10 protein-coding genes are annotated in these 17515 nt (G+C 45.4%); 2 read left to right on the top strand and 8 right to left on the bottom strand.

Features of this window, described 5'->3' with window-relative positions:
• Nucleotides 1-56: 56 nt before the first annotated feature.
• The 8 genes from QZ938_RS17080 to QZ938_RS17115 all read right to left on the bottom strand — a co-directional run bounded on the left by QZ938_RS17080 (nt 57) and on the right by QZ938_RS17115 (nt 15766).
• Nucleotides 57-2336: a carotenoid oxygenase family protein gene (locus tag QZ938_RS17080; protein ID WP_293351994.1), complete on the bottom strand. Its 2280-nt coding sequence runs from the start codon at nt 2334-2336 to the stop codon at nt 57-59.
• 452 nt (nt 2337-2788) lie between these two features.
• Complete coding sequence (locus QZ938_RS17085) at nt 2789-4069, bottom strand: glycosyltransferase family 4 protein (protein ID WP_293351996.1); 1281 nt, start codon at nt 4067-4069, stop codon at nt 2789-2791.
• A gap of 358 nt (nt 4070-4427) precedes the next feature.
• Nucleotides 4428-5153 carry a bifunctional 2-polyprenyl-6-hydroxyphenol methylase/3-demethylubiquinol 3-O-methyltransferase UbiG gene (locus QZ938_RS17090; RefSeq protein WP_293351998.1) on the bottom strand — a complete coding sequence of 242 codons (726 nt, stop codon included), beginning with the start codon at nt 5151-5153 and terminating at the stop codon, nt 4428-4430.
• Between the two features lie 208 nt (nt 5154-5361).
• Entirely contained in the window at nt 5362-10719 is a 5358-nt protein-coding gene (locus QZ938_RS17095) for a glycosyltransferase (RefSeq protein ID WP_293352000.1), read from the bottom strand.
• 153 nt (nt 10720-10872) lie between these two features.
• Entirely contained in the window at nt 10873-12393 is a 1521-nt protein-coding gene (locus QZ938_RS17100; protein WP_293352002.1) for a methyltransferase, read from the bottom strand.
• Nucleotides 12394-12408: 15 nt separating this feature from the next.
• On the bottom strand, nt 12409-13824 hold the full coding sequence (locus QZ938_RS17105) for an ABC transporter ATP-binding protein (RefSeq protein WP_293352004.1): 1416 nt from the start codon (nt 13822-13824) through the stop codon (nt 12409-12411).
• Nucleotides 13825-14120: 296 nt separating this feature from the next.
• Nucleotides 14121-14927, bottom strand: a complete 807-nt coding sequence (locus tag QZ938_RS17110) for an ABC transporter permease (RefSeq protein WP_293152568.1) — start codon at nt 14925-14927, stop codon at nt 14121-14123.
• A gap of 197 nt (nt 14928-15124) precedes the next feature.
• On the bottom strand, nt 15125-15766 hold the full coding sequence (locus tag QZ938_RS17115; protein WP_363318838.1) for a hypothetical protein: 642 nt from the start codon (nt 15764-15766) through the stop codon (nt 15125-15127).
• On the opposite strand from QZ938_RS17115, the gene ruvB reads away from it, so the two are divergent.
• Both ruvB and QZ938_RS17125 read left to right on the top strand, forming a co-directional pair.
• Nucleotides 15760-16860, top strand: a complete 1101-nt coding sequence (ruvB, locus tag QZ938_RS17120; RefSeq protein ID WP_293152487.1) for a Holliday junction branch migration DNA helicase RuvB — start codon at nt 15760-15762, stop codon at nt 16858-16860. The genes QZ938_RS17115 and ruvB overlap by 7 nt on opposite strands.
• A gap of 388 nt (nt 16861-17248) precedes the next feature.
• Nucleotides 17249-17515 (top strand): hypothetical protein (locus tag QZ938_RS17125; RefSeq protein WP_293365596.1); only part of this gene is annotated, 267 nt, incomplete at its 3' end.

Consider the following 17515-nt stretch of genomic DNA (forward strand, 5'->3'; position numbering starts at 1 on the left):
TGTTCCACAAGAGAATTAATCTTCCGTGGAACAGGCCCAAAAGCCTGTTCACTTCATTAAGTAGCCATTGCAAGAGACGAGATCCAGGTAGCATGGAAACCGTAAGGAACGCGCTGAGGCATAAGTACCCGCGCTACAGGTTCAGATGTGAAGTTTTGGGCATCAATAACCAGTAACTCAGACCGCTTGGCTACCGCATCCCAGACCATCGTCAGCAACCAACCATCGTCCTCAGCAATAGAACCAGGTCGAGGTGCAAACGCACTATCACCGCCAAAACGTCCCCGTCCAAATTCATGCACTTGGGAGCTACCAGTTTCCAAATCATACTTAATCAAACCATCCAATAATAGTCGGGGTCTCATGTAGGTAGCCTGCTGTGAAGCGTACATATAACGAGTTTTCCGACCTGTGAAATCATCGTTAATGCGAGGAAATTCTGTGGCAACATCATCCAAAGCCTCTTCTTTGACAACACCCGTCGCTAGGTTGATCCGATAGCGATACAGCCGGAAGTGTTCAAACTCAGTTTCCCCACCTTCACCTTTGTCTTCTTGAGGAATAAATAGATAGGTATCGGGTGTTCGGGTAGCCAAGAGTACTATCTCGTCACCTTCTTCCCAAGCATTACCCACATGGTAGAGCATACAGGCAGAAACCTTAAACCAGCGGATTGTCCGATTATCGCCATTGCGCGGTAGGATGCCAATACGGCTGGGGTTTTGAGGCTCAAACTTAATGGGTAGCTGACCTTGCATAATTCGCATCGGTTTGAAAGTCAGCGGCATATCTAGGAAAATGGTGTAGTGTTCGGTAATGGCAAAATCATGCATCATCACCGGGGCAGGTATGTCAATAGGCACGGTTCGCTTTAATTCCCCTTCTTTTGAAACCACGCTATATTCCAGGTAAGGCGGAGCAATAGGTGCGAAGCCGAACACAATCATTTCACCCGTCACCGGGTCAACTTTTGGGTGCGCTGTAAAGGTAGAAGCTAGTTTGTCCTTAAAAGTATGTACGCCAACTGTTTCTAAATCAGGAAGCCCGATTTCATAGGGTGCGCCAGCTTCCCAGAGAGCCAACAATTTACCAGCGTGGAATACACATGAAGTATTGGCGGTATTCTTCATCATCAAGCCGTAGGGCGTGTCAAACCTTGGCAGGTTCAGCAGCCCCGGCCAAATTGCTTTAGCTTGATTTTGCTCGACTTTAAACCCATCTGTGCGGATGTAGCGGTTGCGGTAACTAGCTTTGCCATTACTAATCTCTACACAGTGGAGCATTCCATCTCCATCTAACCAGTGATGGAGTCCAATGGGCTTAAATTGCGGATTGGGACCGTTGCGGAGAAACATCCCCTCCAATTGTTTGGGAAGTTGGCCTTCTACTGTCAGGTTGTCCGCAGTGATTTCTTTTTTTACTGGGGCGAAGTTGTCAGTTAAATAGAGTTTCGCCATATCGTCTGCGAGAATTTTCGTACTCGCAGTGCTACTGAAGCGACTTATGACTTGATAGGGAACGCGAGCATAATAGCCAGTCCCAATTGATGTTTGACTAACCATTGATGAGCGCTCCATCTGTAGTACGTTAGCCAGGAATTTGCTATCGAGCATCATGCTCATGAATCGGCGCTGTAGAGTAAGTTGGCGACTTGAGACGTTCGCTACGTCTGTAGCTGCAAGCTCTGCTAAAAGTTCCTTTTCCTGGCTATCCAACGCACCATCGCTATACATCAAGGATTCAAGGGCTTCATACAATTCCTGAAAATCTTTGTCTTCACTATTATTTCCTAAATAAGCTTGTAACCAGCCATAACATTCTTCAGGCTGTACTGGCTTATCTACCGATAACAAGGATTTAATCTCGGGATCGTCAGCCAGTCCTTTCTCATTTACCATCCGTTGCAAAAATGCTTGTTCTCCTGGTTCGAGTACCCCATCGATCCAGGCAATACCGATGAGAAGTTTTAATAACTGCTTGTTATTTTTTGAAGACCCTTCTTTATTTGCAAGTAAGGTAGCTTTGGGAATTGCAACATCAAAATGCTCGTTGTTCTTTGCCTCATTGCGAATGTTCTTCTCGCTGCTATACAATATTTTGCTCATGTCAGGCGATTTGACCACAATATATAAATCAGGATTGCCTTCAAATATATCAAATTTGCCTCGGAAATCTGCTTCCGAGTAAGTAATTTCAAAGGTTCCATTGCTATTGGTCTTTACTTGTCCTAACTTATCATTCTTAACAAGATCCTTGTCAAAGGCTTCTATAATTAGGTTAGGAATACCATTACCACTTTCGGCTTCGTAAACTCGTCCACTAACTTTAAAAGACATTCGCTTTTCCTGCCAACAATTTCACTAGGTATTATACGGTTTTTTAGCTCAACAGGAAATAGATAAAGTTGGTATGTCTGTGTAAATTTATATTGCTGTTTGCCTCTAATACCATTTTCATAAATTCCTACTACAGATGCAGTTATTAGCCCCCCCTTGGGTTGGGGGGGGTTGGGGGTAGATATGTAGCGCTACTTTTGGCAAACAAGTTTCCCTCAGTTCGTTGTTGCTTGACCAGTTTTTGCACGAGACTTTTAGTGACACCAAACCGGGCGGCTACTTTTCTCGCTTGACAATTTTTGGACCAAGTGCGCTGTCACTATTTTTGAACCCAGGTCGAGGGAGTAGGATTTCATTACATGAGCCTAGCCTATATGTTGTTTTCCACGCGAGCGATCGCTCGTACCTCATAACATCGGAAAGTGCTGTATGATATTGCATCGATGAATGTGCTAAATTCTAACTCCAAAAGATGCTGCCAATTCCCGTTCTGGCTGCGTACCAACTGTCGGCGGCATCGATCGACTTGCAACCTGCTCGATCAATTGTAACTGCTGCGGTAACATATTAGCTAAACTGTAGCGTTCTAGGGCGGTTTGACGGGCCTTGACGCGAATTTCTGCCATGCGGGTAGGATGGTCTAAAACTTCGTCAATGCGATCGGCTACTTGTTTCGGCGAGAAGTAATCGACGATTAAACCGTTTTCTCCATCGCGGATAACTTCTCTCACCGGGCCTGTATCGGAACCGATTACTAAACATCCTGCCGATAGAGATTCAATCATCGACCAAGATAGCACGAAAGGTCTGGTTAAATAAACGTGTACGTCGGATGCTTGAATTACTTTTAAATACAGTCCGTAAGGTAGCGGCCCGACAAAGTGCACTCGCGACATATCTAGCGGCACTTTTTTGAGCATATGGTCTTTGTAAGACTCGCCGTTGGGTAGGGAACGGCCGTAACAAACTCTGTCTGAACCAACAATTACAACGTGACAGTTGGGGCGGCGTTCTTGCACGTAGGCGATCGACTCAATGAACTCTGGAAAGCCGCGGTAAGGTTCCATTCCCCGCGATACGTAGGTGACAATTTCATCAACGCCGGACAAATCTAAATTCGGTAAAACGAGTTTAGCACCGGGATCTGGTTTAAAGTAATCGGTGTCTACGCCGTCGTGGAGTACGGATAATTTTTGTTGTAATTCTGGCGGGAATTGCGATCGCTGCCAATAAGTCGGCGACAAACCCCAATCGCAAGAATATAAATCGATCAGAATCGGCGCATTTTTGATTCTAATTCTTGCCATGTCGTCAACGCTTAAAGGTTCCGCCGGATCGAAATCTGCGTCGGAACCAATGGCGTGATAAAACCACTCGAAATAACACAAAAGTGGCGTATTTGGAAAAGCTTCTTTGACAAATAGTGTCGGCCCCCAACCTGAATGTCCGCAGATTACATCGGGTACAAAACCGTCAGCTTTGAGTTGTTCTGCCATTCTAAATACGGCTTGTCCGTAGATGACGGCACTTTCTAAAGGGCGCACGTATTGGTGAGTCTGGGCGTGGGGTTCGCGGCTGGGGGTAAATGCTGCTTTGCGAACTCCGGGAATTTCCCATTCTGGACGCTCGTTTTTAGTGCCGAAAACAATTTGATTTTTGGGATTTGCGCCTAATGCCGTGATAATGTGCCGGTATTGAGCGGGGAAGTTGGGGTGGAGAAATAATGCTTTCATTTTAGAAGGAAGAAGGAAGAGGGAAGAAGGAAGAGGGAAGAAGGAAGAAGGAAGAAGGAAGAAGGAAGAAGGAAGAAGAGGATTTACATGATGTTCAATCGATTAGTTCTAAGCTGTAGCGCATTTAAATTGTATATTTTGGGCGGGCGGGACGCCCACGCCACAAGAGAGAAAATTGTTTGTTGACAGACAATTTAAATACTATTGGGCTTAATTCCAGCAGGTGTGAGACTGCTTTAAAAATCAACTGTCAACTGTCAACGGAGAGGGCAGGCACGGGGGCACTGCCCCTACAACTGTCAACTGTCAACTGTCAACTGTCAACTGTCAACTGATTAACGCTGTCAACTGTCAACTATCAACTGTTTAACGGGGCTTTGCAAATCCAGACGCAATCTCGCGGTACTGAAGATGTATTTTTCAGGAGGATTTCATAGTTTAAATGGTTGAGAAATTTTTCCATAATTGTATCGGTCATAATTGAAAATGCCGTGCCATCTCTGCGTCCCAGCAAGTTTTTGTCCCACTCGCCGGCGAATTTTTGCCACCCTAATTCGCTGAGGATATTGCCGTGGTGGAAGACGCAAATGCGATCGCCCCGCAGCAGTTTTGGAATGCGAGTTAGGTAGTTGAATATGTCTACGGCTTCTACGTGTACCATGGTATCGTAGCAAAAGCAGACATCGGCTGCACCCTGGGCGATGCCGTCTAATGTTAAACCGTCGAGTTTGACGTAGGAAACGCGATCGGTTCCCAAGCGCGATCGGGCCGCTTGCAGCATTTGACTGGAAATATCGGCGCAAATTAGGCGATCGCAATATTTCAGCAACAGCGAACCAGTTTTTCCGCCACCGATACCAATTTCTAAAACCGTATGTTCTGGTTTGATGTACGGTGCAACAAATTCCTGTTCTATCAATGCTTCGTATTCGGCTAAGGAGTTGGCCGCACCAGCAGCTTTACCGATCCATTCGTCGCCAATATGGGAAAGTTCGGGATTACTTTCTTGCCACTGTTGGGCGTAACTGTCCCAGGCCGTTTCATAATCTACTCTTGGGCGATCGGTCATTTTTTTATCGTTCATTTTTGATTGTTTTATAGTATTGATGTCTGGATTTTCAATATGTTCCGCAAGTCTTCGTTTCTCCTTGCCCTGTGCTACCAATTATATCAAATCCGGTCTTCATTGGAATAATTCATCTCTCTATTCTATCCATTCTCTCCCTCTGTGTCCTCTGTGTTCTCTGTGGTTTAATAATTCCGGTACAGCCAGATTTGATATGACCAATTAATTAATGACTGCTGAAATATGCTTCGCAGAAAATGTCTGCATAAGCTTGAGTCATCTCCTCAAAAGTATTCAGTGAATCCAAGACATATTTAGCATTTCCAGCTAACTGCTGGCGCAAAGATTTATCCTCCAACAAACTAATCAAAGCTGCAAGTAATTGATCCGGACGATCCGGCGTATAAAACAAACCGTTAATTCCCGGCCTCACTTGTTCCTTAATTCCAAAAACTGGCGATGTAATAATTGGTAAATCGCAGGCCATCGCTTCCAAAATCACTCGCGGAAAACTTTCGACACGAGAAGTGCAAACAAAAATATCCGCCGCTTTGTAATATTTTCCTGGTTCCCCAGTTTCCGGGACTACTGTCACCCTTTGTCGCAACTCTTCCGGCAATGCGTTCACCATCTCGGCTAATTTATTGCTGTAAATACTCGGCCGATCGCCCACAATGAAACACCTAATCTTATTGTGCCATTTCTCAGGCAAAAGTGAAAGCGCTTGAACTAAATCTTGCTGGCCTTTACGTTCGCAAACTGTTCCCAGCAGCAACAATACCACATCTTCCGCTGCCACACCTAAAGTGTTTCTAGCGTCTTGATAATTCTCGGAATTTTCCAGTTTGCTCAAATCTAAGCCGTTGTGAATCACTGTAAAATTGTGGTGGCTGTTGAGAGGCAAATACCTATCCCGCGTTGCATCCGCCACAAAAATCACCTTGTATGGAAAGCGGAAACACTCCAAAGCTCTCGCCGCAATCTCGGAACCAAACCTGTTAAAATAAGTTTGCCAAGGTTCGCTTTCGTGGACGTTCCACACCACAGGAACTCCGATTTGGTGCGCCGCATCAACTACAAAGAAGTTTTCTAAAGTATTGGCATAGATGGCATCTACTTTTAAACTTTCAATTTCCTTGCTAAAACTGCGGATAGCTTCATCGTAAGCATCGCGCTGGTAGATGTGTTCGAGGGGATTGTCGCGCACTATTACTTCAATTCCCTGTTGTTCGTAAGCTTGGCGCAGGGGGCCGTCTGTGGCGCAAAGTACGATCGGCAAAATCACACCCTCAGCCGCCAATTTCACCGCAATCTCGTACTGATGCAGCGGCGCCCCCGTGAAATCCAGCGAATTGCTGCACATCAAAACCCTAACAGGATGAATAGAATGTTTGGCTACTGATAACACACGGGAATCATCAAATCTTAACTCTTCCTGCTCTCTTTCATCCGCTACATCCGTTACATCCGCTACATCCCGCACATTGCTCGTTGCCGAACCTTCTTCCTTCATAAACACCCGTCGGGGTTGAATATGAAAATACTCATCTTCTAAGGACAAATGAGGACTGTAAAAACTGTCAGTTTTCCCCGCATACTTGCGCCGAAAAGACGCAACTTCTTGAGGATTATCAGTAAAACCTCTCGAAGTTCCCTCTTTGTGCAACAACTCCGCATCGGGACAATATACACATCGATACCCCCGTTCTAACAATCGATATCCGTAATCGACATCATTGTAAGCAACAGCAAAATCATCCTCATCAAAACCGCCCAATTCTAAGAACAATTGACGGGGAGTAATCGTGCAAGCAGCAGTTACCGCCGAGTAATTTCGCGTTACCATCGCCTGAGAAAGATAGCCTCGATTCTCCTTATCCATCAGCTTAAAAGCGTGACCGGCCAAACCGTGATGGAGGCCGTGAATTACTCCCGCGTGCTGAATTCTACCGTCGGGATATAACAGTCGCGCGCCGACTGCACCCACGCCACGAATTTGAGCGTATCCCACCATTTGACTCAGCCAGCGCGGGTTAATTGCTTCAGTATCGTTGTTCAAAAACAATACATATTCGCTGTCAACTTGCTCGACGGCGCGGTTGTTGATGGCTGCAAAACTAAACTTGCCACCAGGATTTTTGATTCGCAAAACTTGGCAAGTTAATTGCTTTAAATATTCTAGAGTTTTCGGATCGTCGCTTTCATTGTCGATGACAGCAATTTGAAAATTTTTGTAAGTTGTAGTTTCCAGAGAATCCAAACAGGCTTTCAGCAATTTCACCTGATTTTTAGTAGGAATAATTACCGTTACTGACGGGCCGTCATCCGGGAAATCCTGGGCAAAGATGCCCAAATTTTCTTTGGTAGCCCAGGCGTGCTGAGCGACATTGCCGTTGATTTGGCGGCGGTTTAGTGCGTCTTGGATTGCTTTTTGACCTGCGCCAAAACTGGATGGTTTGGCGGCCCCAGATATGGCTGTAGAACCGGGTGCAGTTCGCCAATGATACAGCACTAGAGGCAGGTGGGCGACGTGGCGACAAATTTCGGTTGCTCTTAAGGCAAAATCGTAGTCTTGCGAGCCTTCAAAACCGATTCGCAAACCGCCTATTTCTTCAAAAATCTGTTTTCTGACGGCGCACAAATGACCGAGATACATATAGGAAAGCAGCAGTTCTGGCGACCATTGCGGTTTGAATTGTGGGGCGAAACGGCGACCTTTGGTGTCGATTTTGTCGTCGTCTGAATAGAGAAAATCGGTGGTTGGATGGGTGGCAAAATATAGCGCGACTTCGCCTAGGGCGTCGGGAGTTAGTTCGTCGTCGTTGTCTAAAAATAGGATGATGTCGCCTGTGGCGAGGGCGGCGGCGCTGTTAGTCGCGGCGCTGATGTTGCCGTTTTCTGTGCGAAATGTGATGCAAATTCGATCGTCCTTTTCGGCCCAATTTTTCAAGGTGTCAGCAACTGTAGCGTCGGTACTACAGTCGTCAGCGATGCAGAGTTCCCAGTTTTGATAGACTTGATTGATGACACTGTCGATCGCACTTTCGAGAAAATCTATCTGCGGATTGTACACTGGCATGACCACCGAAATCTTGGGCAGCGCTTGCCCACAGGATTTTAACCGAGAAATCAAGTAATCGCGCGATCGACTATTCCACTGATTCACCTCCAACCAAGCATCATACCTATCAATCGGTTTCGGCACCACAAAACCCGCAGGCGGTAGCAAATCCCCCGGCGCAGTCAACTGTTTTTGCTGTTGGTAAATCTTCCCCAACTGGCGCATCACCTTGACAATTTCCCAAGGCATCGGCACAATTCTGCCCAGACGCTGTTTTCTCTCCCTCGCCCGCTGCCGGATTGCCTCTACAAAACTCGAAAACTCCTCAAATTTATCAGCACTTCGCTGCCAAATATGGTAGCGCCGCACAGTCAATACTTGTGGCGCTTGAAAAGACAAAATTTCCCCGGTATCTAACTCAGCTTGCAGCGCCACGTGCCATTCCCCTGGCGGCAAATCGACAAGTGCCTCAAAGCCGCTTTCCGAACTGTTAACCCAGTCGGGAAACACTTCGCCGACATCTTTTCTCCGCAAACCGTAGGCGCATTCTACAGAAATATCGCCGCACACAAAGCTTAATTTAGCAATTTTGCGATCGTGGTGACAGCACCAACCTGCGAACAAAATTTGACCCTGACGCTGTTCCCACACCACGGGTACATCTAACGATGCTTGAATCGTTGAAACCAACAGCGGATAAGTTGCCAAAAGATGCCAATTTCCGCCTGCTTCTTGGGCTTCTAGTACCACTTCGTGCCGTCCGGCAGGCGCTTGCAATTCAATAGTAAAACCCGCTTTCCTCGCAGCCGGAATATTAGAATGTGCTATCGCTATATCGCTTCTTTCTATGCCGTAAACGCCCGAAAATATTTTGTCATCAATTCGGACACGCACTGCTTTAATCTCAATCTTTGTGTTAAATACCCAGCCCACAATTAGGACATTAGAATCGCTAATTTGCCAAGTAGTGGGTTGGTCTAACGAAAAAATATATTTCGGGAAGAGGTCACGGATTCGACGCTGAAAACCCCACAGATTTTCTCGGAGTTGCCACCAGTCAGAAGCTTTGATTGCCTCAATTTCTGCCCGCACTCTTTCTGTTTCCTGGCGCGACTTTTCTAAGTCTTCCCGACTTTCATTTAATTTTTCTTGAGTTTGACTCTGTATAGTTTCCATCCACAGTAACTCAGCTAATTTCTGCTCCAGTTTGAATTCTTTTTCTTCGTATTTTACCTGACTCTTCCCTAATTCTGCTTCTAATTCCAAGACTTTTGCTAAAGCTGTTTGAAATTGCGATTCTTTGCCGGCAAGCTGTACCTGAGTTTGTCCTAATTCTGCTTCTAATTCCAAGACTTTTGCTAAAGCTGTTTGAAATTGTGATTCTTTTCCGGCAAGTTGTACCTGAGTTTGTCCTAATTCTGTTTCTAACTTCAGGACTTTTGTTAAAGCTTCTTGAAATTGCGATTCTTGACCGGCAAGCTGTGCCTGAGTTTGTCCTAATTCTGTTTCTAATCCGAGCAGTTTTGCTAAAGCTTCTTGAAAATTAGATTCTTTGCCGGCAAGTTGTACTTGAGTTTCTCCTAATTCTGCCTCCAATCCCAACACTTTTGCCTGGGCTTGGTGAAATTCTTCTTGCCACTGTTTGATTTCGGAATTGCTGGTTTTTTGCTGTTTTTCCAGCAAGCGGATTTTTAGCCAATCTTCAAAAGGGCCGACAGAAGATGCTGGAAAATGAATAATTTTATCGCTGGCAGAATTCGATTCGCTGCCCAGATTGCCAGCTTGGGTTTCCAAAACTTGATATAGTTCTAAGGCTTCGGGAAAATATTGTTCTATTAAACTCGGCCTATGACTTTTGACAATATCATTTACTAATAAAGATTCTTCAAAATTGTCGGCAGGTATCGCACCTAAGTTAACGTTAAATTTTTCGTTGACTCGATCGATAAAAAGTTCGGGAGTGTTGCCGATCGGGTAAACGTTCGCCAGCAGACAGCGATCGGGAAAACGTTGGTACAATTCTAAGACTTTTTGGTTGTAGTGAATCCACATTTTTACTGCCATTTGGGGATTTTGCAGCAAACTGACATCGGTTCCCCGGCGGTACAGCGAATCCACGACTTCCCAGGGCGATCGATAAACACAGATGAAATTGGCTGTGGGAAGCAAATTTAGCCAAAAATCCCAAAACAAAGCGGTTCGCGGGTCTTTCCAGCCCCAATGGTTGTCAGTTTGTTGGTTTTGGTCGATCGCCCGTTTGGCAATTTCCACATATTCCGCTGCTACCGGAATCGTTTGTTCAAACGTACAGCCGAGTTCATCTATGCCGTGCGATCGTAAAACACTCTTGTGAAACTCAACAAAATCAACATTCTCAAAATGACCTTTCACATTTCCCACCGCCGGGCCCACCAACTGTTTACCAATATCAACTCCGACTTTCTGAAACAAAGAAGCAGTTAAAGATGTACCGGAACGGTGCATTCCAGTAACAATAAAAACCGACGGTTTGCTGTCATTCATACTCACAATTTCTCTCCCTCGCCCTAATTCCCAAACCATTTTTACTCGCTACACTATTTACCCCAAAATGCAACTTTAGGTAATATCCCAACACTTAGTCTATCATCTCTAGCAATCTCCAATCCCCAATCTAAAATCTAAAATGGTCTTCTCTTATTCTCCCGCTAACCCGATCGCTCGCCTGACTTGAAACCACGTGCTTCTCAGCTTCCAGAACTTGCTACTTTCCATAGCCACAACTCGACATTGCGATTGCTGTAGTTCTTGCTTGACATTCATCAACTGATTTTCTGTCTTCTCCAACTGCATTTGCAGAGATACTAACAGACTTTGAGCTTGTTCTAACTGCGAGTGAACTGAAATTAATTGATTTTGACTTTCTTCTAACTTAGTATGAGATTCTTCTAACTGAGTTTCAGTAATCATTAACTTACTTTGACTTTGCTCCCATTCTATCTTAGCCGCAGCTAACTGAGTTTCCAGCAATTGAAGCTTGAGTTGAGTAGATCCCAATAAAGAGCGCGATTGCTTTTGTCTTACCAGCGATTGTACAGTGCAAGTTTCCAAAATCCATGTCAAACCATAGTTATTGATTGCTTTAACGGTTAACACATCCTGCGGCGCCACAGAATTTTTCGGTAAATAACAGTTCCAACCAGACTGCAAAGCCACATCAGTTTCAAAGTGTCCGGCCACATCCGGGCGATTGTAAAAAGGCTCGCACCTCTGCACAAACTCACCGTTTACCAGCACTTGCAAATCCTCAATTTTACCGCCATTATTCAGATCTGCCGCCCATCCTTCCAGATACAAATTCTCCTTATTTGTAAAAGCAGCAACATCAACATATCCTTCCGGGTGTTGATTGAATTTCAACTCCGAAAAATCTCTAGATAGTTGATTTGTGACAACATACAAATCCTGAAACCTGCATATACCTTTTTCGATGCGGTGAACAAAAGCCTTACCTGCGCTAACTTTATCGACAACTTCTCTGACAAACTTTTCAGTTACATAAGTTGTGCCGTATTCCTCCTTATCCAAAGACTGACTTTCGCTCAAGGCGCTGAACAAAATACCACTAGCAGGCATTTCTACATTAGGAGCTCGCAAACACTCATCGTGAACGCTGAACATCAAAATGCCGTTAGGAGTCAACAAATCGTACAAATTTTGCAACCAACTTGTAAAAGTTCTTTCCGGCATATGGCTGAAAAAAGAATTAGCCAAAATGCAGTCAAATTTGCGATCGATTAAATAATTTTCTGGTTTTCCAGTCGAAACAATACCGCTAACGCCGAAGTATTCAGTTTGAAACTTAACCGCATTAGCATAAATATCAGAAACCCAAACTTGTTCCGGCGGTATTTCCTGAATCAAAAACCGTGTAAATCTACCGTAACCGCAGGCAAAATCTAGAAAAGACGGTACATTCTCAAAACTGCCAAAATGCCAATCCACAACCTGTTTAACCGTATCCAGGATGCGGCGCCCCAGCGAATAATAGCGCACCAAAGCCCGATCGCGATCGTCCTTGACATTGCTCAACGCAAACAAATACATTTCATCGTTTTCGCAGATATTTAGTTTAAAATCTTCGGGAAACTTAGCTTGCTCTCGAATAAATGCTTCGATAACCGGATTTTGGACTAAATCTAAATTGCTCTCGCTCATTGTTTTCACAGAATTTTAGATGACTTCGGTTGACGCCTTTTTCACCAGAGAATCAGAATTAACAACAGTTAAACACGGTTCTATCAGCAAGTCAACGATGCCGTTACCGCAGGACTCTGTACAAGACTGAACTCTAAACATCGCCACATCAACGCAGCGATCCAGATAAGTTAAATCCTCATCTACCGTTCCCACAACCCCTGCATTCAAAAAATAAACTCCAGGATTTAGCAAACATTTAAACTGAAACTTCACGACAATTGTCGTACCCGCTTCCACATACCTAACGCACTGACTGGAAGCCTTTAAAGAAGCACCAGCCAGCTCAAAACCGCTAATCGTTTTAATCAACATTCCAAACCTCACCTTGGAAGTTGACCGCGAGAAAGTGACAGAGTAAGTGTAAACATAATCTTGACGACCAATCAAGTGATTGACCACAGTTCCCTTGAGAGTCTCGATGTGGGGGTTGATAATTTCCGCTCCGCGAGACGGATACCTCACCGTATTCGACGGTATCATCCCCGGATCGTAAAATTCATCATAATGTTCCGGGGATTTCGAGTGATATTGCTCGGGTTTCACCTCCGCCTTTGTGCTTTCTAAATTAGCATCCTGCTGAAGATTGTTATCACTTTCTTGCTTTGTGAGTTGATTTAGCGATCGAATATCTGACTTCAGCCCCAACACTTTATCTGGATCTGCATATATCAACTTTTGATACTTAGAAATTACCACCTTCGGCGTGTGAGCGAGCAGCAATTCTCCGCTATCCATTAAAATTGCTGACGTACAAAGTTGCACCACCGAAGTAGCAGCGTGAGAGACAAATAAAATCGTGCCGCCACCTTCTTGAATGCTTTGCAAGCGGGCAAAACACTTGCGCTGAAAAGCTTCGTCGCCTACCGAAAGTGCTTCGTCAACCACCAAAATATCCGGTTCGACGCTAGTCGCAACAGCAAAAGCCAGCCTGACAAACATACCGCTGGAATAAGTTTTGACTGGCTGTTCGATGAAATCTCCAATATCAGCAAAAGCAGCTATTTCATCAAACTTTGCTTCAGTTTCTTTTTGACTGAATCCCAGTATTTGAGCGTTGAAGAATACATTTTGCCGCCCGGTAAATTCCGGGTTAAATCCGCTTCCAAGTTCCAACAAAGCGGAAATTCGTCCTTTCACATCCACGCTGCCGGTGGTGGGCGTCAAAGTCCCCACAATTATTTGCAAAAGAGTGCTTTTTCCCGAACCGTTGCGCCCAACAATTCCCAAAGTTTGTCCTTGAGGAATTTCCAGATTGATGTCGTGGAGAGCCCAAAATTCATCAGCGAGTTTTTTGTGAGGGTAAATAATTTCTTTTAAGCGGTCTCCTGGACGATCGTATCGCTTAAAGCATTTAGAAACATTTTTTAGTGAAATTACATTTTCTGTCATCCGATTTTAGATTTTAGATTTTAGATTTTAGATTTTAGATTGATATTATGTCCGCTCACTAAAAATAGGTTCGTAGTGAGGACTTTAGTCCTCAGATTTTTATGAGGACGGCGTTGCTGACTTACGGTATGAACGACTCAATGTGAAAAAACAAAACAAGCCAGTCAGTCAATCTTCTGAATTTTTAAGTTATCCATTTTCATACCCCTATCTAGCAATGCCTGAGGACTAAAGTCCTCACTACAAACCTTTATTGGGATTTTAGATTTTAGATTGACTTGCGATCTCAAATAAGTTTACAGCACGTCAGCAAAAGCGGGGCGCAAACGGCGGTAAACTGCAAAACCTGCACAAAATATAGCAGCAGAAATCAGCGTGGCGACACCCCATTCACCCCAATGCTTGACTTCTCCAAGCAGTATCAGATCTCGGTAAATCTCGGAGATGGCGGCCATGGGATTGAGCCAAAATATCCACGCTCGCCATTCTTCGGGGATGATTGATGCTGGATAGACGATCGGCGTCAAATAAAACCAAAAATTTAGAATAACACCTAATGTCTGAGGAATGTCTCGCAAAAACACTGTCAAGCCCGCTGTCAAATATCCCAAGCCGGCTGTTAGCAGCAACTGAGGCGCCCAAACCAGTGGCAGCAAGCATAAAGTAGCGTTGAGCTTTTGCGTGGACACTGCTACGATCAGAATCAAAGCTGCTAAACCCAGAGAACTTTCAATAAAAGCGGTCAAAATCGGCACTAGCGGCAGCAAACCGAGGGGAAATACCACTTTTTTGACTAAATTTGGCTGCCCCACCACGGATACTCCCGATTTAATCAAACCGCTGGTGAAGGCACTCCAAGGCAATAAACCTGCAAACAGCCAGACTCCAAAGGTAATGTCACTGTTTTCGGGGAACCCTGCAAGTTGGAGCTTTACCTTGAGGACGATCGAGAATACATAAGTGTAAATCACCAATTGCGATAGCTGATTGAGCAGCGGCCACAAATTGCCCAGAATGGAGCCTTTGTATTGAGATTCCAAGTCCCGGCGCACTAATGTTGCCAGCAGATTCAGCTTTGTCCACCGTTGGCTGCTTGCGGGCATCCTGCCGCGAGCCGATCGGGCTTTTTGGGCAACTCCTTTCACCGTTCTCAGCAATTTTTTCGCCCTCGTTCACTAACCTTCACACCTAAATCAACTCCAGCTACGATTGTGCAGCCTTTGCTAAACCGCAATTATTCCACAGCCCCGCCGCTTTGATCAAGCATCTGCCGCTTCGGCGAAGGCAGTCGCTGGTTATTTTAGCCGATCGCCTCACTCACTGCTGAGCGTATCGCCATTTTTTGCTCGTCGTCGTAGCCCCAGCGTTCAAAAAATTCCTGGTACTCGCCGCTGGCATCCTGCAAATTTGCTAGCATTTCCGACGCTATAGTTTGACAGGCCGGCATTTGCAGAATTTGAATCAAATTGCGCGATCGCCCCTGCACTCTAGCAGAACCCGCCGCTCTTTCCTCGCTTTGATGGCGCGAATGATAGACAACCATCGCCGACGACATCGCCAAATTTTTCACCAGCAGTTCTGCTACGATCTCAGGAGCCGATCGCAGCGCCTCGATCGCTCCGGGTGAAGGCCTGTCTGCCACCTGTCCCTCGTCCGTCAGATAAGTAACAAAAAAACCCCGAGCACCGTTCATAGTTTTCACCAGAGAGGCTACTGCTTGCTCGATCTGGGCCTCTGAAAGTTGTGAAGCGTAGCTATCCCGTAGGGAATCGGCCTCAATTTGGGCTAGTAAAGATTGAGTCAGCTCGATCGCCCCCTCAAAAGTTATGCTTTCCGAGGCTAATAAAGAAGATGGAATACTCATAACGAACTCAATACTGGTAATGATTCCGCTCACAATTGTAAACAATTCCCATTGCCCGATCGCAAATAAATATGGCAATTATCTCCTCCAAACAACAACCACCCGACCCAAATCTACCGGAAGACATAGCCCCGGCACCCCGGAAAAAAGCCGCCAAACCCGAGACGGAATCGCTACTAGAATCGCAAGAACTACCCGACGAAATCAACAGCAAACAAGAAGACAAAATCCGGCCCCAGCGGTTAGCTGAATACATCGGGCAAAAAGACTTGAGAGAAGTTTTGGCGATCGCAATTGCAGCAGCCAAATCCCGCGGCGAACCGATGGATCACCTGTTACTGTACGGGCCGCCGGGATTGGGCAAAACCACAATGTCGCTAATTTTAGCAGCAGAAATGGAAGTTGAATGCAAAATCACCACAGCCCCAGCCCTAGAAAAACCGCGAGATATTGTCGGATTGCTAATCAACCTGAAAGCAGGCGACGTGCTGTTTATCGACGAAATTCACCGATTATCTAAAGTTACCGAAGAAATCCTCTATCCAGCGATGGAAGACTGCCGCTTAGACATTACGATCGGTCAAGGAAAAAGCGCCAAAATCCGCAGCATTCCGCTGAAACCCTTTACCTTAGTAGGCGCAACCACCAAAGTTGGGTCACTGACATCTCCATTGCGCGATCGCTTCGGCTTAATCCAAAGACTGCGATATTACGAAATAGACGAACTTAGTTTAATTGTCCAAAGAACCGCCCAAGTTCTCGACACTCAAATCACCCCAGAAGGAGCCGAAGAAATTGCCCGCCGAGCTCGCGGAACACCCCGGATTGCCAACCGCTTGCTGCGCCGAGTCAGAGACTACAGCGAAGTCAAAAAATTAAAGCCAATCGACGCCGAAGTTGCCTCCGTCGCCCTCGAATTGTTCAACGTCGATCCGCTAGGTTTGGATTGGACAGATCGGTCTCTTTTGACAGCAATGATCGAAAACTTTAACGGCGGCCCAGTGGGTTTAGAAACCCTCGCAGCTTCTACAGGAGAAGACACTCAAACAATTGAGGATGTGTACGAACCTTATTTAATGCAAATCGGATTTTTGCAGCGAACAAGTCGGGGCAGAATTGCCACAGCCGCTGCTTGGAAACACCTAGGTTTTGTCTCACCTAAATTATTGTAGGGTGCGTTAGATGGAGCGTGCTTAAATAATTGCGATGGAACAGTCGTAGGGTGCGTCGCCCTCGAAAATTCCCAAAGAAATATCGATAATCTTACAGCGACGCACCTGACAAACAGCGCTACAGTGTATCAGGAAAGGCAATACTCAATTATCACTGAAAATTCTATCTATCACAAAGCCCTGCACGAAACTCGTCATGTTGTTGATTGATAGATACATTATATCGTTTCCGGTTGCATCGGTATTCTTTAAAACGTAAACAATTAGCAGTTAATAGTTAACATTCAACATCACCTGACAGTACAACCGAAATTGATATAACTTGCTATCTAACAAATTTTAAGAGGGCCGGGGCCCAACAACATACCTTTCTTGGTACGTAGTTGCGATGAAAGCGCTCTTGGGGCTGAAGCCCAACAACATACCTTTCTTGGTACGTAGTTGCGATGAAAGCGCTCTTGGGGCTCCCATCCCAACAACATACCTTTCTTGGTACGTAGTTGCGATGAAAGCGCTCTTGGGGCCGGGGCCCAACAACATACCTTTCTTGGTACGTAGTTGCGATGAAAGCGCTCTTGGGGCTCCCATCCCAACAACATACCTTTCTTGGTACGTAGTTGCGATGAAAGCGCTCTTGGGGCCGGGGCCCAACAAC

Source organism: Microcoleus sp. CAWBG27 (assembly GCF_020883145.1).
In the GTDB taxonomy this organism is placed as follows: Bacteria; Cyanobacteriota; Cyanobacteriia; order Cyanobacteriales; family Microcoleaceae; genus Microcoleus.